The following is a 17,016-nucleotide window of genomic DNA, read 5'->3' as shown; positions in this document are numbered from 1 at the left end:
AACCGTGACACACTACCCCCCCCACCCGCGCCGCCCCCCACCACCACCGCGCGCCCCCCCCCCCACGCCTCCCTTGTAAACCGATTATTATAATTGCTCGTTGGATATCACAGCTACTTCTGCACTAAGCAGCCACTTGCCTGCTACTTTCTCAACTGGATTAAGAATGACACTGCGTGTTTGTACTTTTTTACCGTTCGTATCGACTTTATTGAGTATCGAAACTAATAGCTGCGCCTTGTCTGATCCATTATATTCGACGATCGTCCACTTTTCCGTAGAAATATCTATCGCCGTTTCTTTGAAAAGAGTATCTAGCTGAAGCTTCAACTCTTCTTTTCCTTCAAAATCTATTAATGTCGCGATATAAGCATCTGTATTTTTGCTATTAGCCGCTTTCATCTGTTCCTCGAAAACTTTACCAATGGCTGCTTTATCTGATTCAGGAATCTTTACTTCCTGGTCGAAGAGCCCCGGAATGTTTGTGTACTCTTGTCCCAGAACCTCTATACTATAAATCTTCCATGCCCCAGCTTTGTCTTTATGGAGAGTATAACGGGTTTGCGTCTTATTGTCTGGAAAGAAGTCCCCGCTGACCTTAATCGTATTCTCAATCAGAACAGTAACTGCAGCATCATCACTAAACGATTGGATATCCAATCCCTCGATGCTTGTCCTCGTTCTAGTAGATTCCCATATATCTCGCACACTTTCAATATCCATTACGGTATCATCCGACATCAACTTAACAAGATCTTCTCCATTACCACCAGCTTCGGCAACTAGCATCTTGCTGAACAATTCAACGATTGCTGCCTTGTCCTCCTCAGATGGCCCCGCATAAGTCATAGATATCGTATTCTCTTTACCTATCCACTCTACTTTATTATTCGTCAATAGCCCGGCAAAACGAACCCCAACCATAACAAGGCCATTCTTAGCTATAATTTCTCCGGTGCTCACTACCGTATGTTCATTGACGAGTACGATATCCGCGCCAACTGAAGCTTGAATTTCGATGTTGTCCGCTTTCGCATAGAACGTTTGCAGAGCAGAATCAAATTCTGTTTCATATCCGAGTTGTTTAAACAAAGCCGCATACTCTATGAAGGTTTTCCCTTTAATCATGATTAGATTAGAGCCGAAATCTACCGCTTTTCCGTTTACAACAACTTTAACCGCTTGTTTGTTGTTTACAGTAGATCCTGTTGCTGCAGAAGCAGATGCTGTGCCTGCCAAAGTAAAGGCTAGAACAACTGATAATAAAAGAAATAAGCTACGTTTCAAGTCGACACATCCTCATCCGATTGATGTAAATCTATCCATTTACTCTATTACATTATGATATAAAATACCAATCCCTATTTTCCTATCCTTGTTCTTAGGCTAACCAATCAACTCTCGCAAATCACTTAACGACGGCTTCTGGAACTTCACCTTTACTTCGCCGCCTCCCCATTCTAATTTATTGATTTTTAAGAGCTTAGGAAGATCCTCTCCAATCGGAATAATGCGATCCGAGAACATGGAATTAGGCAACGTTATCCCCTTCATCATTGCTTTCTCAACAGTAGCAACTACGTTCGGATGGTTCCAATGCAGACGATAAGTGATCTTCAAGCCCGCAGAAATTTGATCTTTCCATATGACGTTCAAGTCTGCGAGCAGAAGATCCCCGTCCAAGTTGAAGTCCGCGCCTGTAACCAACACATCTTTCTCAACCTGCGGGTTGTCCGCTATCGATTTTTTGGAAAGATTGTTTATGTCCTCCGAGGTTAGAATCAATTCTGGCGACATCCTTCGAACCATATCTAGTGCGCGATCCTTCAATGGCACCTCTTCATAAACCAAATCCAAATTCTGATCCGGCTTCACATAGTACAATGATCCTACCCCAGCGATGACAACTAGAACGATGAGCACGAACAAGCTAATGAGTAATTTTTTCATCCTAATCTCCTTTGAAAATATCATAAAGATAGTGAATAGACGATTGACTTCCGAGTGCGGGAAGCGTATAACAAGAACTATAATTCCATGACGGGAACACGTTATCTGATTCCTTCGATCTCCAGAGAATCGGCGACTTGCTGCAAGCCGATGGTTGAAGCTCAGAATAATATCCTCCTCGAGAAGCGGCGCCGAACAGCAACATCGTAGGCGCGGACGGTTTCCCCCGTTACGGGACGTCGTATACACACTATACGACACACGAGAGCCAAACGTTGCATCTTACCGATGACAGGTTTGGAACGAGGGTGGTACCACGGATAACGATCCGTCCCTTTTACAGGGGCGGTTTTTTTTGTACAAATAAACGGGTTTGCACTGATTTTCTCTACTAATATCAACCCCGAAAGGATGATCTGCATGTCCAGCAACAAGCCAGAGTTTACCGTCCCACTAGCCGATATTCTAAACGCACACCGCGTTCTACAAGACGTGGTCGTACCTACTCCTTTGCAGTATAATCGTGCTCTCTCTGCTAAATTCGATTGTAACGTTTATTTGAAACGTGAGGATTTGCAGATCGTACGCTCCTTCAAAATCCGTGGAGCCTACAATCTCATCTCCAGTCTATCGGAAGAAGAACGCAGCCAAGGCGTCATCTGTGCGAGCGCAGGAAACCATGCCCAAGGTGTAGCATTCTCCTGCCATAAGCTGGACATTCCCGGTATTATCTACATGCCAGCGACGACGCCTAGACAGAAGATCAACCAAGTAAGGCTATTCGGTGGAGATAAAGTAGATATTCGCTTGATCGGGGACACTTTCGACGATGCCTACGCAGAGGCTGTTCGGGTCAGCCAGGAGGAAGCTTTGCCCTTCGTCCATCCGTTCGATGATGCTCGAATCGTGGCAGGTAACGGCACTGTGGGTAAAGAGATTATGGAAGGTGGGGCTCCGTCTATTGATCTCGTGCTCGTCACCATTGGCGGAGGTGGGTTAGCGGCTGGTGTTTCCACTTATATGAAGGCGATCAGCCCGTCGATCCGAATCGTTGGTGTGGAGCCGGAAGGTGCACCCTCCATGCAGCAAGCCTTGCAAGCTCAGCAAGTCGTCACGTTAACTGATATCGACAAATTCGTAGACGGAGCTGCGGTTAAGCGAGTAGGTGAGCTCACCTATGCCCTTTGTCGGGACTTACTGGATGAGGTGATCACCGTTCCGGAAGGCCGTGTCTGTACAACCATACTTGAGCTCTATAATGAGCATGCTATCGTCGCGGAGCCCGCGGGTGCGTTAACGGTTGCTGCCCTCTCAGCCATGGATCCAGAAGCGATACGCGGAAAAAATGTTGTCTGTATTATTAGTGGTGGCAACAACGACATCGATCGGATGCAGGAAATCAAGGAACGCTCGCTCATCTATGAAGGGTTAAAGCACTATTTTATGATCAACTTCCCACAACGGGCCGGAGCTCTACGGGAATTCCTTGACTACGTGCTGGGGCCGAATGATGATATCGTTCAATTCGAGTATACGAAAAAGCATAACAAGGAAAATGGTCCCGCCCTTGTCGGTATCGAATTAAAAAGTCCCGAGGATTACGATGGCTTAGTGGAAAGAATGACAAATAAAAACTTCCAATTCATCGAATTAAACAAAGATCCTCTCTTATTTAACTTACTAATCTAAATTTGACATACCCCCTCCAAATGTTTATCCCCATTTTACACTCGAGCGCTACAGTTATTTGTAGAACTGCTCGCAGTGACTAATGGGGATAAGGTGAGGTGCGCTTATGTCTAAACAGAGGAAAATTTTCATTCTTTACGCACGATTTGGAGAAGGTCATTGGAAGGCTGCAACAGCGCTAGAACATAGCTTCGCACAACTTGATAACACCGATATCCAACTCATTGATTTACTCGCCGAGTCTCATCCCCTCCTCAACGAATTCAGCCGCTATGTTTATAACAAAAGCTACACCGTGCTACCCCAAATCTATGGGTGGGTTTACGAAGCAACGAAAGGAATGAAGTCTAATTCCTTATTCGCCTCATGGCTACATTCCTTTGGCGCCCTCACTTTACAAAGGTTAGTTGAACAAGAACGTCCTGATGCGATCATCCACACCTTCCCCAACCTAGTATTGCCCCTTGTCGCTCAAAGAACGGGACACAAAATTCCAATGTTTAATGTCGTTACGGATTTCGACCTGCACTTCAGATGGATTCATCCTGACGTGGATAAATATTATGTCGCGACAGAAGATATAAGGATGCAGCTTATCAGGTTAGGCATACATTCCGGACGGGTAGCCGTAACTGGGATTCCGATCCGCCCAACCTTTCTAAATAGATCAACAGAAGTCACAGAGACATTCACATCTAATTCTCGTTATAACTTCAATCCTCATAAACCTGTCGTGCTTATTATGGCAGCTTCTAATATGACATGGGCGGATACGACAGCGCTTTGTCAAAAGCTACTCGTTCAATGCAAAGCTCAAGTCATCCTTGTATGCGGACGTAATCGTTCGTTAAAGAGCTCATTATCGGATTATTTCCAATTAAATGATGATGTCACTGTGCTCGGATATGTCGACGACATGGATGAACTCATGGCTTTGTCAGCCTGTATAATCACGAAAGCAGGTGGCTTAATCTTATCAGAGGCCATTGCTGCGGAGTTACCACTCCTCCTCTATCGTCCCGTGCCAGGTCAAGAACGCAATAATGCCCTTTATTTGGAGAGCAAAGGTGCGGCTATCCTCTGTCAATCCGTCGAACAATTAATTAAAGGTGTGGCAGGCTTGCTATTCCAGCCAAAAATAAGAGTGGAAATGCAACTCGCCCTTCAAGCACTAGGCAAAAAAGGCGCATCAGATCGCATCGCCTTGGATATTGTCCGCCAATTGCATATAATGGAAGAGGCTTCCTCAACTTCGGCGTCAGCTTTAGTACCTGTGTGATCCGTGAGACTGCAACTTCTGGGGTTTTAGATTTCAGAATGAAGGTAGTAAAAGGAGAGCTGCTTGTGAGTAAGTCTTCTGCGAAATCTTTTTTCCAATCAGACATGTTACTGTATTTAGCCATACTTTTTCTTGTTGAATTCGTTAGGGGCGCAGCTCTGATCAGCGTCTTGCCTATCTATGGCGATAAGGCACTAGGTCTTAACTTGGACGTTATTGGAGCTGCGATTACGGCTCATTATATAACGGACACAGGGCTGAAGCTTGCTATTGGTTACTTGCTCGATCGCTTGTCTGTTCGCTTCGTTGTAAGTATTGGATTGTTGTGCTCCTTCATTGGAATCGCCACACTCGAATTTGCAGATGTCCCATGGATATTCATTACAGCCGCAGCCATATATGGAATCGGAATATCTCCAATATGGATTGTGTGCTTAACGAAAATAAAAGAAGATCATCGTGCTACGCAAATGGGGTTCTTGTACACGATCTGGCTTGTTGGCTTAGGAAGTGGCCCTGTCGTTACCAATCTGCTACTGGACTACAATCTGGAATTAACGTATTGGGTAATGGTTGGGGTGTCGTTATTGGCATTGGTTTTGTCGTTCTTTATTAAAAAAGGACGTAGCGTCCATATTGACATTGTTCCTTTTCGCGAACAGTTAGCGATACTTGGAAGCAGACTACGGGACATGAAGCTGCTTCTACCCGGCATGGTACTGCAGACGCTTGGAGCCGGCATGCTACTTCCTATACTGCCAAGCTTTGCGGTTAATAGCCTTGGGATGTCGGCAACGCAATACTCTATCTTGCTTATTATTGGCGGTGGCTGTACGGTCATTGGACTCATTCCAATGGGAAAGCTGTCCGATTCGTTCGGTAAAAAATGGTTCCTCATTGTCGGCTTCTTGGCCTTCGGAATTATTTTATTCGCTCTAACCCAACAGCCACCGATTGTGCTCGCTTTGTTCTGGGCTTTCGTGCTTGGTCTGTCCTATGCAGCGGTTTTACCGGCATGGAATGCCCTACTAGCCGCATATGTCCCTCCTGGACAGCAAGGCTTAGGCTGGGGTGTATTCTCGACGGTAGAAGGAATCGGTGGCATCATTGGACCCATTATCGGTGGAGTGCTGGCTACACGGTTCAGTGAGTCCTCCGTTGTTGGCTTAGCAGGGATAATGTTTATAATAATAAGTATGTTTTACGTTTTCTTTCCTTTTAAGCTTTTCAAGGGTGAATCCTTGCCTCCTGCAACAAAATAAATCGTAGATTACTCGCTGGTTGGGTTGATTGGAGCTTGTACGCATGCTAAATACGCACTTATTATGGTCAACTGCATGGACCGTTCACGAATGGATTACTTATGCTAAGGATATGAACCTGAAGGAGATCAAGGATCTCCTTCATCAGTATTCTCAATTTGGACCCCTCCCCGGCATATTACTTCCATTTCTTGAAGCTCTAATCCCAATTCTTCCTTTGGTCGTTTTTGTTGTTGCGAATGCCGCCGCCTATGGAATGTGGTTTGGTTTTCTGTATTCTTGGATTGGAGTTACTTCAGGCTCCTTAGTCGTATTCCTGCTAGCAAGACGATTTTCAAAACGGTACGGTGAGCGGATTCGCCGTAAATTCCCGAAATCGGAACGGTTTTTCAGTTATATAGAACGCAAAGGATTTACTCCGATATTTTTATTAGCCTGCTTTCCCTTTTCACCTTCCGTCATCGTCAACATCGCTTCTGGATTATCGAAAATCCCATTACATACCTTTCTAACGGCAATGGCACTAGGTAAGGCGGTCATGATATTCACGCTTTCTTTCCTCGGACATGATCTGCAAGCTATGGCGGATCAACCGTGGCGGATCTTCATGGCTATCGGCGTCCTGCTTCTCATGTGGTATGGTGGCCGAAAATTAGAAAACCGTTTCAGTTAATCCTCAGCTTAAGCGCAATTATTCCAAGCATAACACTTCCCTTCCCGTGGAATCCTAAGCGAGCAAATGATCGCAAAGGAGGGAATGGTATGTCCGCTAAGAACCCTTCGGCCAATCAGAAGACGGCCAGCAAAGCTCAATCTGAAGCAGATCAATCTGGAGCTGGCAAGCAGAGAGCTCGCCAGCTTCAATCGGATGCCGACAGAGCCGCCGTTCCGAAACACGGATTGTGAAGGAGTGCGCCCAATGAGCGAGTCTAATAAAGATAGAATGGACCCTATGTCCGGAGAGAAAGTCGAAGTGGACGGGGTATATGAGAATGAGGCAGGGCAAGAGCAGGAGCTGAAACGTGGGGACGAATTCCCCGCAGATCTGATCCTTGGCAATACGGAATGGACACTTACTGAGTTTAGCTTCGACAATCATCATGAAGGTCGGACAGATCCGCGCCTCGTTCCGAAGGAAGACGACACCGACAAGCAAGGCAAAATCACTCATCCACGCCGTCAAATGGACAGCGGGAAGAAATAAAAAATGAGGCTGTCTTCGAAAAGTCTGTAAAAGACTTTTCCGAGACAGCCTCATTCTATTCATACCCCTTCTCCCGCTTCTTACTCTCCCTTAGCTTCTTCATCCCCAGCACTACGCTGCAAATATTGCTCCATCAGTTTATCAAGGCGTCTCAGCCTCTCTTCATAGGTGTATACCGAGGAAGTGATGACGAACAAACGGGCACGAGCGGTTAAATCCTCATTCGCCTCTCCGATCAACTCCGTTAGAAGCATAGACGCCTCAGGGGGAGGTGCCGCGGCTGATGCGCCAGCCTTCAGCTTCCCCTCCCATTTCCATAGCAGTTGCTCATGATAGCCACATAGTGCCTCAATCTGACGATCAATAAGTCGATTCCATGCTTCGCTCGTCGACACGGCCCAATAATGATCCTCCACCGCATCGATGAGGGAATATCCCCGTTCTAGCGAGGATAGCATTTCCTTAAACACGACGAGAAGTCTCACCCGTTTAAGTCTCGATTTCTTCCTCCAAACCCGTTCTTCAGAAAATAATTCATAGTATTCATCTAGCTTACGAAGCTTACTTTTAAGAATATATTGTTCTTTTCGATAAATATTTTCCTTCAACTCGTTGGATATAACGGTCCTGAGCAAGCGGGACAACAGCGCCTGCGCTTCTTCAATCTGTCTCAAGAAGCGGCTGTGGTGGCGTGGTGGCGCGATGGCCACATTAACAGCAAATGCTGACACCATCCCCGTTAATATCGCTGCAAGACGATCTAAAGCCAACATCCAGCCCTGACCTTGTGTTTCCATGATTACGACGACGGTTACTAACGTTAACGCGATCGTCGATTCTGTTTTTAACCGAATACATAATAGGATCACACCGATACTTACGAATCCCACTAATATCGGGGTGTTTCCGATGAACCATACCGCAGCAATTGCGATAATAGCTCCCAATACGTTGCTCTGCACTTGCTCCAGAACCTGTGTCCAAGAACGATAAATGGAGGGCTGTATCGTAAAAATCGCCGCGATAGCCGCAATGAGTGGAGAGTCTAGTCCGACTAGTGCTCCGACCCATAGCGCAATAGCGATTGACAGCCCCGTCTTTAGCACTCTTGCTCCAATCGTCATGCCTATGTTCCACCTTCCGCAAATGTACAGCAAAGTTCTAATAGTATAACACGCTTTCGACTATCGAGCGGACAATCTTTGATCTTATTATGTACCCTTAACCTGATGTATGATGGAATTTAGCCTTGCCATCCATACACATAGAAATGCGGATAAGAAAGAAGTCATGGCCAACGTCTCTAAGCCTTCTTCAATGGATTGGAGCAACCTCTCCATTCCTTTGTTCAGACTACGAATATCGATCGTATCCATACCAACTGCACAGACGGAAATAAGTATAGCGGTCACAAGGAACAATCGCGCACTCCGATTCATCCCAATGAGCTGCCACAGCCACCGCAACGCAATTAATCCACTAATCATGTATAAGGGAATGAGCCAATCTCCTGCTTCCATCCAAGGAAGTAGCTTGAACCCTGTCGGCTTGAGGAATTGGTCTCTTATTCTCTCGTGTAGGGCGAATCTTTCGTCTACTGCAAGCCAAGCAAAACCTATCGCCACAACGACCCACCCCAGGATAACCTTCCTAGTCGATTTTCCAGACAGGGCTTCTACATACGCGATTAATCCCGATACCCCTGCAATTAATACAAGCAATACACTCTCCAACCAAGCGAGTGGAGTCGTCTCTGCCGCTACAAAACGCCAATATTGTGGCCAAGCCGTCACTACCATAACTAGTAGAAATCCGAAGACTATAGTCCATAGTACTAGGAGCAGTAATTGCTCACTCTTCAAGCTCCTCATCCGTTCCACCTCTAGATCCTTTTATTTTCTCATCGTTCCTATTACATTATGCGGATTTCCTCTAGCCAGGCTAATAAGGTTACCTATCCAATTATCGTAACCGCGCTGGATGACTTCTTGTGAGTACCAAGCCGTATGCCCCGTCTGTAAAATGCGACCTTCAGCAATCTGTTGACGTGCCCGTTCATCCGATTCCCCTATCGGGAAAATATCATCTACCGCATACCCCTTAAGCATCCCAGAGTCAATGGCATCAACAACCGCAACAGGATCAACCAATGCGCAGCGGGACACATTGATGAGGGTGGCTCCTGGTTTCATCCTCGCAAACCTTTCTTTGCCGAATTCCGCCTCTCCCTGCCATTGAGCAGGGAAATGCAAGCTTACGACATCGCTGGAGGCCAGTAGCTCCTCCAAGTTAACGTTCAGGGTCCCTTCCACTTGCTGCCAAGGGTCATGGCCGAGTACTCGCATACCAAACACACGAGCAAGCTCCGCCACGCGGTTACCAATTCTTCCAAGACCTAAGATACCGATCGTACGCCCCTGAAGCTCCCACCCAAGAACGGAGGTTCCAGCAGAGACTCGTCCCCGCACTCGATCTTGGCTTAAGTGAATTCGGCGTGACATCGTAAGTAGCAAACCAAGCGTATGCTCGGCTACTGATTCAGTAGAGTAATCGGGAAGATGACTAAGCACGATCCCTTTTTCCTTCAAATAATGAACATCAACATAATCTACTCCGGTAGCAAACACCGCTATTCCTTTCAGGTTAGGAAGGTGATCCAGCCAGCTTCTGTCAATGGACTGAACCGAACGAGGTGTTAAGCCAGCATAATCTGCATTCTTCAACCTCGCTACGATTTCTTCCTTGCTGAGTGGAGACATTGCTGAACTGAACTCTGCTTGTGAAACAGCCTCCAAGCTCGCTGCTTGTTGATCTGTGAACGTACTTCTACCTTGAGCTGTAATAACGGCAACCCTTGTCAAATTTATAGTCATCGGACGGATCTACTCCTTCGATAGCAATATAATTATAAGTAATGGACGTAATCTGACTTCAAATAGTTTTCAGCCCTCAATCGCAGGTCTTCCACAAACTTCAGCATCACCTTATAATGAATGTCATATGTAAGCGAACTTCAGGAGGCATGAGCGGCTTGATCTTATTTGTAATCAACACTAATTCTGGCAATGGCCGCGGCAAAAAAATATGGCTCAAAGTTGAGGCTCAGCTACGACGTAGAGGAACGAAGTACGTTCAAGTCGTCACGAGCTCCGAGACGGAGGCTAATTCCCTAGTTAGCAAGCACTTAGAGCATGGGAATATTAAGTCGGTAGCAGTCATCGGGGGCGATGGCACCTTGCACAGTCTTCTTCCACTGCTCGCTACGTCCGGTATCTCTTACGGTCTCATCCCGTCAGGCTCAGGCAATGACACTTCTCGGGCATTAGGCATTCCACGCAATCCAATTAAGGCTCTCGAAATTATTCTTGCAGGACATACGAAACAAATCGACCTACTCGAAACCATAACACAAAATGGAATAAAGCAGCTTTCCATAACCGCTATTGCTATCGGACTTGATGCAGCCGTAGCCAATGATGTAAACGATTACAGCTATAAAAAATGGTGCAATAAGCTTTACGTTGGCTCCCTTGCCTATGTGATCGGCTTATTGCGTGCGCTTGCGAAATTCAAGCCAGCATCCCTCACACTTACTGTCGATGGTGTCTCACATCAATTTAATAAGGGTTGGTTGTCAGCTGTCACTAACGTGTCCACCTACGGAGGTGGATTAAAAATATGCCCAACCGCCCTGCCGGACGATGGGCACCTTCATGTATGTGTCGTGCATGGCTGTACCGTACGCCGTATTCTATTTCTGTTCCCGTCAGTATTATGGGGTGGCCATGTTAAACAACATCGCTTCGTTACCTTTCTATCAGGACATACCGTCACGATCAAGTCTTCTACCTCGTTACTCTCATTCGGTGATGGAGAGCCAATTGGTGAGACTCCCATCACGGCAGTTATTCGCCCTCGTCAGCTAGATTTCTTGATCTCCGCATCGGGATAACGGAAGGGTAGCATAATTTCAAATAAAGTACCGTAGCCAATCTCGCTCTTGACCTCAATTCTTCCTTGATGGTTATCCACAATTTTGTAGCTAACCATGAGACCGAGACCCGTTCCCTTTTCTTTTGTAGTGTAGAAAGGCTGACCGATCTTAGCCAATTGATTCTCGTCGATGCCCGGACCTTCATCACGGATTCGAACATAGACACGATCGCTCTCGCGTGAAAGCTTAATTCCAATACTGCCTCCATCAATCATCGCTTCAATCGCATTTTTTATTACATTTATGAACACTTGCTTTACTTGATTTTCCACTCCATATATCCATAATGGATCCGAACCATAATCGGCCTCGATCGCGATATTATGCAGAATAGCTTGGGCATCTAGTAATGTGACGGTGTCCCTCATTACTACCCGCATATCCTGATAGGAAAGCTCATAAACCTGTGGTTTGGAGAGCATTAATAGCTCGCTAACAATATCCTCGATTCGATCCAGCTCCGAATTCATGATGTCGTAGTAGCTACTATTATTTTTTCTCCCCGATGCTATTAGTTGTAGGAAGCCCTTAAGTGAAGTAAGTGGATTACGAATTTCGTGTGCGATTCCCGCCGCCAGCTGACCAGCAACATACAGCTTCTCTGAGTTAATGAGTAGCTCCTCGTTCTTCTTACGTTCGGAAATGTCCCTAATAATGATTTGGATTGCTGGCTCGTTATCGAGCGTAGTCATCGTTTCCACAATTTCTGTATGTAAGACTTTCCCTTTCAAAGTAAACCATTCTTGTTCAATCGTAATCCCACTGCCCGTAAAAACGAGATTATGGAGCCTCTCCTTGAAAGCGATATGATCCTTGGCCGGCAGGAACGTATATATGGATTTCCCTAGCAGATCACTCGCCACATCTGCTTCGAACATTCGGATACCCGCTACATTGACGAACCCCCAATGATCGCCCTTAAGGATAGCGATCGTGTCGAGAGAGTTTTCCACCAAGAGACGGTATCGTTCGTCCATCTGATTCAACCGCTTGTCGATATACCAAGTAAATAACGTCGACATTAGAATAAGAAGTGCGCCTATCCCTATGATCAACGCAAGCAAATAAATATCTTCATTCAATCTGTCGGAAGTCATCGTGACATCGGAATATTCGATCGTTAGCGCCATGTTGCTCAGTAGCTGCACAGCCATTACAGATCCACCAAGTATCAAGCTTGCGAGAAGCTTTCTTTCCCTGATGTTGCTTTCAGAGAGCAGGAAGGATAAGTAAGTTCCAACGAACAGCAATATTAATGACAGGAAAACATAGCCATTATCGACACTCATATGCTCTATCTTCGGCCCCAGCACGCTGAAATAATTCATAACAGCGATACCAAATGCTAGAATAGAGCTACCGATTAGGAGACGATATCTCATGATCTCAAGGAAGGTAAGCATGACGAAGGCCATTAATGAAAAGAAAATTACAAACATTAAAGCTACCGGCATCACCCAATTAATAATGAGTGGATCATTATATCTTAGCAGTGTAACAAAATGCTTAGCCCATAAACCGACACCAAAAACAAACGCACCACCCACTAACCAAAATTGGCGAAAAGTCCCGTTTGTTCTTTTGAGATTGCCAATAAAGTTGAACATGGTATAAGATGCGAGTATGCTAATTAACAGCGCCAGCAGCAAAAAAAAGCTTGGCCATGAGGCTACGGTACCGTTCATCCTTTGATCCCTCGCAGAAACTGACATCTTTAGCTTTTGTCTAATAGGATTCGACGAATGCCAGCAAATTCCTTTTCAGAAAAATTCTAATTTATTGGAGGCAGTGAAATGTTACGATCTACATTAAGTGAATTCAAGACTTTTGCAATGCGTGGGAATGTCGTTGACCTGGCAGTCGGGGTCATCATTGGTGGAGCATTCGGCAAGATCGTTACCTCTCTCGTTAACGATGTGGTCATGCCACCTATCGGAAAATTGCTAGGAAACGTGAATTTCAAAGATTTGTATTGGAATTTGAATCCGGGGAAGCTACTTAACAATAAAGTTCCCCAATCCTTAGATGAGGCTCGGTCAGCTGGTGCAGCTGTCATTGCCTATGGACAATTCATTAATATCCTCATTGATTTTGTACTCGTTGCTTTCTGTGTGTTCATGCTGGTGAAGTTCCTCAACAAGCTAAGCCGCAAGAAAGAGCAAGAAGCACCTGCTGCAGTTGAACCAACAACGCGAGAATGTCCTTATTGTATATCTGAAATTCCGCTAATTGCATCCCGTTGCTCTCACTGCACATCCGAGGTTACGCCAATCGGACAAGCTTCTTCGGCAAAAGGGTAATCACAATGGCTGAAATGCTTGATGTATACGATGAACACGGCAATTGGATAGAGGTTGCGGAACGCGCAGTCGTTCATGCGATGGGATTATGGCACCACACCGTTCATTGCTGGCTTGTCCGCCAAGATGGGGAAGGTACAGTCAGAGGCAAAGAAGATCCACGGATCAAAGTATTGTTTCAACAACGTTCAGCAAACAAAGATACAAACCCAAGCTTATTCGATATTACGGCGGCAGGTCATTTGGAAGCCGGGGAGTCTACTCAAGCGATTATTCGCGAGCTGGAGGAAGAGCTTGGTGTGCGTGTTACATTCGACCAGCTCACGGAATATGGTGTCTTCCGAGAGCAAGACTCTGGCGTTGCCTGTGGTGTTCCTTATATCGACGCTGAGGTTAGCCACGTATATGGCCTGATCACCGACATCCCCTTGATGCAGTTCCGATTGCAAGAGGAAGAAGTATCCGGCTTGTACGAAGCGGATGTGGATGAGCTAATCGGATTAATGGAAGGTACCGTAAAGGAAATCACAGCACAAGGCGTAAAGCTCTGTGAGGGGAAGCTGCAGGCTGCAGAAGTTAATCTCACCTGCAGCTCGTTTGTTCTCAGGGACTACAGCTATTATATTGAAGTGTTTAAGTTTTTAAGAAATTTGGTTAAGGCCTGAGGATGAGGGTAATGGGAAACCATATGGCTGAAGTCGGATAGGGTTCCAGACCATTCGGCCACCCTTCACCTTGCCCTCTATCCAGCCACCGTGTAGCGGATGACGGAAAAGCACTTCGAGCTTGCCGTCCCCGTCTGCATCCCAAATTCGGAAGAGACGTTCATCGTTCATCGGGCCGAATTCTCGGCTATCTCCAATAACCGTCCACTCTACGCGAGTTTCCCCACGTTCTACAGAACCATCCTGCCACGATTTTCCTAACCACCAATCTCCGAATAGGGAGCTATATAATAAAATCTCTTCACTATCTCCTTCAAACTTGCCGCACCAATAACCGCCATCCTCCCGAAAACGGCCAAGCCCTTCCCAGTTTTTCCACCAGTTGTTGATCATCCCATGAATATTGTAGAAGACGGTATCGTGAGGAGCGACATCGAAATCATTAATATCCGGATCCCCGTATAATTGAGCAGACTGTTGATGAATGCACGCGTGAAGGTTAGAGGACTCGATAAATCTACCTAGCTCATCCGCAGTCGCAAAGGATTCGGGTTGGTACAGGATGCGTGATTCAGCTGCTTGATTGAAACAAGGAGCTCTTCTTATCGCTTCCGGGACCGACGTCCAGGGTTCAACTAGCCGCGGATCGTTCCCATTCTGGTTGTACCAAGATAATGCCCTCGCAATGAAATTGCGATGAAACTGTAGAAATTCCAGCCCATAGTCAGGCGGAGGATTGTTAATATCGACGTTGTGCCGCGCACGATGCCAATTTCTATGCTCGTCGATAAGGTTTTGCGGAAAATTCGGAATTCGCGACATTGACAGCCCCCTCATGTTCTGCCCCGATCGCTGTTATGCAGGCAGTTGGATGCCTATAGAATATGCAGGTGCCTAGTCTATCGTGATTTCAACTTTGCTCGCATCCTGATTCCAGGTCAGCTTCACCGATGCGTTTGCGGATACAAGCTCTCGAACGGGAACATAGCCAGTTGTTCCGATGACCTGAGTCGTCAGGGGAATTCCATTTGCAGTGGCGGCTTTGCCATTCCAGCCAACCTTGATTTGGATCGCTTCTCCAACGATTCTTGCTGGAACCCAAGTTTGATTGTCGATGAGCTGGCCTTCAGCAACCTGGACTCCGTTTACGGTTATAGGGATAATTTTATTTTCGCTTTGCATAGGCTTAGCTTTAGCTTGTTCGTCATATTGAGTAAGTGAGTAGGATTGGATGATTGAATTGATTTTGGAGCTATATTGCGGGTCTGTGGCGTAGCCGCACAAGCGTAATGCTTCTGCTTGCTGACTTGGGGTTTTGGCCTTCCTGACGCGTTCATATCGTGAGATTTGGAATAACAGATCCTGATCTCTGTAAAAATCATAGACGCTATCGTAAGCGCGGAACATGGCCCAGGTGTCGACTCGTGTGCCGTCCTCCACTTCCCAAGTTCCTTTGCGTACCCATTTTCCATGCCAGAATGCATTCGGCTTGCCATTACCTACCTTGATCCCACCGAGATTGTTCCAAGAATGAATGACCCCACCTGTTTCTAGCAAATTCTGCGCTAATCGAACCGATGGAAACAGCGGAGAACCGTCTTGCCTTGCACGAATCGCCATAGGGGCTAACGTAGCGATAAATTGAGATTTACTGAGCTTTACCATTCGGCTGCTCCTCCCTTTTCTTGGTGAAATGATACACCCCTGATGCCGTTAGCCCGATAATTGAGATGGTCGATAACGTTTGCTGCACCGATGACGGTACGAGTACAAAAATAGCAGCGATTACTAGACTAATGAGATGGTAGTATTGGCTTGGAACGCGGAATTCCTTGGCGATTCCCACATATGCGGCAACAATCGGTGCTAGCATGACCACTTCATCGGTTAAAGAAACCAGTTTGTCCATATTATATTCATCCTCCTTGCAGGTTGGTCACGGCAGCTACTATAGCAGCTAAAATCGCTCCCACAAGTGTCCGCCAGAGCCAACGCTGATTGTCGGCGATTTCGTCTATTCTCAGGTGTGCGGACTTGGAAGACTGTAGCCCCTGAAGCGCTGCATCTCTCGCCGCCTCCGCCGTTTCTCGAACATCCGTCATCGCATCGATCTTCGTTTCCAAACGAACAACGCGCTCTCGAATATCCGAGAGCACGCGCGCTTCTTCGCTGGACATGTTTGCACCTCCAGGTTTGATAAAAGCCCCACTGAAGCGGGGCTTAATAGAATATTATTAAATTGCAGCAGTAATCTTGCATATATAAACGCCATGCCCAAGCCGTCCCAATCAGCATATAATAATTAAAAGAAGTCTAATCTTCTACCATCTAAGCATCGGTAACTAAAATAGATTCTACTTCTGCACGCTTTTCACTCGGCACATCATTAATCGTTTTTAGTCCCTTACGAATTAGATTTGAATACACCTTGGCCATGCTACTCAACTCCCCCGGAAGTTTCCATTGCTTCAATTCTCAAGGTAAGTACATCAATCATCGCCTGTTGATTTAGAATGACCTCATAAACTTCTGTAATGGCCAACATCGTATCGATACTTTCGGCTTCATATCGCATTAATTTCTTTTCCGGCGCTTCTGGTTGCGGTACGTTCTGGATCTCATCAATTTCCTCAGTCGTCAATCCCTCAACCCACTCCGAACTAATAAAGTCCC

At 46.1% G+C, this 17,016-nt stretch carries 21 protein-coding genes and 1 other annotated feature; of the genes, 9 read left to right on the top strand and 12 right to left on the bottom strand.

Annotation, left to right across the window (positions count from 1 at the left end):
* Positions 1-87: 87 nt before the first annotated feature.
* Entirely contained in the window at positions 88-1,287 is a 1,200-nt protein-coding gene (locus tag M1K58_RS10230; RefSeq protein ID WP_256758724.1) for a stalk domain-containing protein, read from the bottom strand.
* Positions 1,288-1,386: 99 nt separating this feature from the next.
* Positions 1,387-1,950: a hypothetical protein gene (locus M1K58_RS10225; protein ID WP_256758723.1), complete on the bottom strand. Its 564-nt coding sequence runs from the start codon at positions 1,948-1,950 to the stop codon at positions 1,387-1,389.
* Positions 1,951-2,028: 78 nt separating this feature from the next.
* Positions 2,029-2,289, top strand: a binding site (T-box leader).
* Between the two features lie 81 nt (positions 2,290-2,370).
* Here M1K58_RS10225 and ilvA point away from each other — a divergent pair.
* The 6 genes from ilvA (at position 2,371) to M1K58_RS10195 (ending at position 7,384) form a co-directional block, all read left to right on the top strand.
* Complete coding sequence (gene ilvA / locus M1K58_RS10220) at positions 2,371-3,639, top strand: threonine ammonia-lyase IlvA (RefSeq protein ID WP_256758722.1); 1,269 nt, start codon at positions 2,371-2,373, stop codon at positions 3,637-3,639.
* A gap of 106 nt (positions 3,640-3,745) precedes the next feature.
* On the top strand, positions 3,746-4,918 hold the full coding sequence (locus tag M1K58_RS10215; protein ID WP_256758721.1) for an MGDG synthase family glycosyltransferase: 1,173 nt from the start codon (positions 3,746-3,748) through the stop codon (positions 4,916-4,918).
* A 65-nt stretch (positions 4,919-4,983) separates the two neighbouring features.
* Positions 4,984-6,180: an MFS transporter gene (locus M1K58_RS10210; RefSeq protein WP_372339143.1), complete on the top strand. Its 1,197-nt coding sequence runs from the start codon at positions 4,984-4,986 to the stop codon at positions 6,178-6,180.
* Positions 6,181-6,223: 43 nt separating this feature from the next.
* The gene (locus M1K58_RS10205; RefSeq protein WP_256758720.1) at positions 6,224-6,853 is read left to right on the top strand and encodes a TVP38/TMEM64 family protein; all 630 of its coding nucleotides are present in this window, start codon (positions 6,224-6,226) and stop codon (positions 6,851-6,853) included.
* Between the two features lie 89 nt (positions 6,854-6,942).
* Positions 6,943-7,086 carry a hypothetical protein gene (locus M1K58_RS10200; protein ID WP_256758719.1) on the top strand — a complete coding sequence of 48 codons (144 nt, stop codon included), beginning with the start codon at positions 6,943-6,945 and terminating at the stop codon, positions 7,084-7,086.
* 13 nt (positions 7,087-7,099) lie between these two features.
* On the top strand, positions 7,100-7,384 hold the full coding sequence (locus M1K58_RS10195; RefSeq protein WP_256758718.1) for a transposase: 285 nt from the start codon (positions 7,100-7,102) through the stop codon (positions 7,382-7,384).
* 80 nt (positions 7,385-7,464) lie between these two features.
* Here M1K58_RS10195 and M1K58_RS10190 read toward each other — a convergent pair whose 3' ends face one another.
* From M1K58_RS10190 to M1K58_RS10180, 3 genes are all read right to left on the bottom strand, one after another.
* On the bottom strand, positions 7,465-8,508 hold the full coding sequence (locus M1K58_RS10190; RefSeq protein ID WP_256758717.1) for an FUSC family protein: 1,044 nt from the start codon (positions 8,506-8,508) through the stop codon (positions 7,465-7,467).
* An 87-nt stretch (positions 8,509-8,595) separates the two neighbouring features.
* Positions 8,596-9,255, bottom strand: coding sequence for a hypothetical protein (locus tag M1K58_RS10185; RefSeq protein WP_256758716.1), 660 nt, complete (start codon positions 9,253-9,255; stop codon positions 8,596-8,598).
* Positions 9,256-9,276: 21 nt separating this feature from the next.
* Complete coding sequence (locus tag M1K58_RS10180; protein ID WP_256758715.1) at positions 9,277-10,257, bottom strand: 2-hydroxyacid dehydrogenase; 981 nt, start codon at positions 10,255-10,257, stop codon at positions 9,277-9,279.
* Positions 10,258-10,415: 158 nt separating this feature from the next.
* Between M1K58_RS10180 and M1K58_RS10175 the strand changes: the two genes are divergently transcribed.
* Positions 10,416-11,336: a diacylglycerol/lipid kinase family protein gene (locus M1K58_RS10175; protein ID WP_256758714.1), complete on the top strand. Its 921-nt coding sequence runs from the start codon at positions 10,416-10,418 to the stop codon at positions 11,334-11,336.
* Here the strand turns inward: M1K58_RS10175 and M1K58_RS10170 are convergent.
* Positions 11,303-13,063 carry an ATP-binding protein gene (locus tag M1K58_RS10170; RefSeq protein WP_256758713.1) on the bottom strand — a complete coding sequence of 587 codons (1,761 nt, stop codon included), beginning with the start codon at positions 13,061-13,063 and terminating at the stop codon, positions 11,303-11,305. The genes M1K58_RS10175 and M1K58_RS10170 overlap by 34 nt on opposite strands.
* A gap of 108 nt (positions 13,064-13,171) precedes the next feature.
* On the opposite strand from M1K58_RS10170, the gene mscL reads away from it, so the two are divergent.
* The gene (gene mscL, locus M1K58_RS10165) at positions 13,172-13,678 is read left to right on the top strand and encodes a large conductance mechanosensitive channel protein MscL (protein WP_256758712.1); all 507 of its coding nucleotides are present in this window, start codon (positions 13,172-13,174) and stop codon (positions 13,676-13,678) included.
* 5 nt (positions 13,679-13,683) lie between these two features.
* A complete protein-coding gene (locus M1K58_RS10160; protein WP_256758711.1) occupies positions 13,684-14,343 on the top strand; it encodes an NUDIX hydrolase in 660 nt (219 codons plus the stop codon).
* On the opposite strand, the gene M1K58_RS10155 is transcribed toward M1K58_RS10160, so the two are convergent.
* The 6 genes from M1K58_RS10155 to M1K58_RS10130 form a co-directional block, all read right to left on the bottom strand.
* The gene (locus M1K58_RS10155) at positions 14,320-15,165 is read right to left on the bottom strand and encodes a hypothetical protein (protein ID WP_256758710.1); all 846 of its coding nucleotides are present in this window, start codon (positions 15,163-15,165) and stop codon (positions 14,320-14,322) included. The genes M1K58_RS10160 and M1K58_RS10155 overlap by 24 nt on opposite strands.
* 72 nt (positions 15,166-15,237) lie before the next feature.
* Entirely contained in the window at positions 15,238-16,008 is a 771-nt protein-coding gene (locus tag M1K58_RS10150) for a glucosaminidase domain-containing protein (RefSeq protein ID WP_256758709.1), read from the bottom strand.
* On the bottom strand, positions 15,992-16,252 hold the full coding sequence (locus tag M1K58_RS10145; RefSeq protein ID WP_256758708.1) for a hypothetical protein: 261 nt from the start codon (positions 16,250-16,252) through the stop codon (positions 15,992-15,994). The genes M1K58_RS10150 and M1K58_RS10145 overlap by 17 nt, the downstream gene beginning before the upstream one ends.
* A 7-nt stretch (positions 16,253-16,259) precedes the next feature.
* Complete coding sequence (locus M1K58_RS10140; protein ID WP_256758707.1) at positions 16,260-16,520, bottom strand: hemolysin XhlA family protein; 261 nt, start codon at positions 16,518-16,520, stop codon at positions 16,260-16,262.
* A 151-nt stretch (positions 16,521-16,671) separates the two neighbouring features.
* Positions 16,672-16,779, bottom strand: coding sequence for a CD1375 family protein (locus M1K58_RS10135; protein ID WP_256758706.1), 108 nt, complete (start codon positions 16,777-16,779; stop codon positions 16,672-16,674).
* A gap of 1 nt (position 16,780) precedes the next feature.
* A complete protein-coding gene (locus M1K58_RS10130) occupies positions 16,781-16,984 on the bottom strand; it encodes a hypothetical protein (RefSeq protein ID WP_256758705.1) in 204 nt (67 codons plus the stop codon).
* Between the last annotated feature and the right edge of the window lie 32 nt (positions 16,985-17,016).

It is taken from the genome of Cohnella sp. WQ 127256, assembly GCF_024519285.1.
GTDB lineage: Bacteria > Bacillota > Bacilli > Paenibacillales > Paenibacillaceae > Cohnella.
Note: the sequence above shows the minus strand (reverse complement) of the source record. Positions and strands in the feature narration are given on the sequence as shown.

What these genes read in the sequence shown, in the direction of transcription:
- M1K58_RS10225 (WP_256758723.1), bottom strand. Translation starts at nt 1,950, where the DNA reads ATGAAAAAATTACTCATTAGCTTGTTCGTGCTCATCGTTCTAGTTGTC.
- M1K58_RS10185 (WP_256758716.1), bottom strand. Translation starts at nt 9,255, where the DNA reads ATGAGGAGCTTGAAGAGTGAGCAATTACTGCTCCTAGTACTATGGACT.
- M1K58_RS10215 (WP_256758721.1), top strand. Translation starts at nt 3,746, where the DNA reads ATGTCTAAACAGAGGAAAATTTTCATTCTTTACGCACGATTTGGAGAA.
- M1K58_RS10190 (WP_256758717.1), bottom strand. Translation starts at nt 8,508, where the DNA reads ATGACGATTGGAGCAAGAGTGCTAAAGACGGGGCTGTCAATCGCTATT.
- M1K58_RS10135 (WP_256758706.1), bottom strand. Translation starts at nt 16,779, where the DNA reads ATGGCCAAGGTGTATTCAAATCTAATTCGTAAGGGACTAAAAACGATT.
- M1K58_RS10170 (WP_256758713.1), bottom strand. Translation starts at nt 13,063, where the DNA reads ATGAACGGTACCGTAGCCTCATGGCCAAGCTTTTTTTTGCTGCTGGCG.
- M1K58_RS10150 (WP_256758709.1), bottom strand. Translation starts at nt 16,008, where the DNA reads ATGGTAAAGCTCAGTAAATCTCAATTTATCGCTACGTTAGCCCCTATG.
- M1K58_RS10200 (WP_256758719.1), top strand. Translation starts at nt 6,943, where the DNA reads ATGTCCGCTAAGAACCCTTCGGCCAATCAGAAGACGGCCAGCAAAGCT.
- M1K58_RS10140 (WP_256758707.1), bottom strand. Translation starts at nt 16,520, where the DNA reads ATGTCCAGCGAAGAAGCGCGCGTGCTCTCGGATATTCGAGAGCGCGTT.
- M1K58_RS10195 (WP_256758718.1), top strand. Translation starts at nt 7,100, where the DNA reads ATGAGCGAGTCTAATAAAGATAGAATGGACCCTATGTCCGGAGAGAAA.
- M1K58_RS10145 (WP_256758708.1), bottom strand. Translation starts at nt 16,252, where the DNA reads ATGGACAAACTGGTTTCTTTAACCGATGAAGTGGTCATGCTAGCACCG.
- M1K58_RS10160 (WP_256758711.1), top strand. Translation starts at nt 13,684, where the DNA reads ATGGCTGAAATGCTTGATGTATACGATGAACACGGCAATTGGATAGAG.
- M1K58_RS10180 (WP_256758715.1), bottom strand. Translation starts at nt 10,257, where the DNA reads ATGACTATAAATTTGACAAGGGTTGCCGTTATTACAGCTCAAGGTAGA.
- M1K58_RS10205 (WP_256758720.1), top strand. Translation starts at nt 6,224, where the DNA reads ATGCTAAATACGCACTTATTATGGTCAACTGCATGGACCGTTCACGAA.
- ilvA (WP_256758722.1), top strand. Translation starts at nt 2,371, where the DNA reads ATGTCCAGCAACAAGCCAGAGTTTACCGTCCCACTAGCCGATATTCTA.
- mscL (WP_256758712.1), top strand. Translation starts at nt 13,172, where the DNA reads ATGTTACGATCTACATTAAGTGAATTCAAGACTTTTGCAATGCGTGGG.
- M1K58_RS10155 (WP_256758710.1), bottom strand. Translation starts at nt 15,165, where the DNA reads ATGTCGCGAATTCCGAATTTTCCGCAAAACCTTATCGACGAGCATAGA.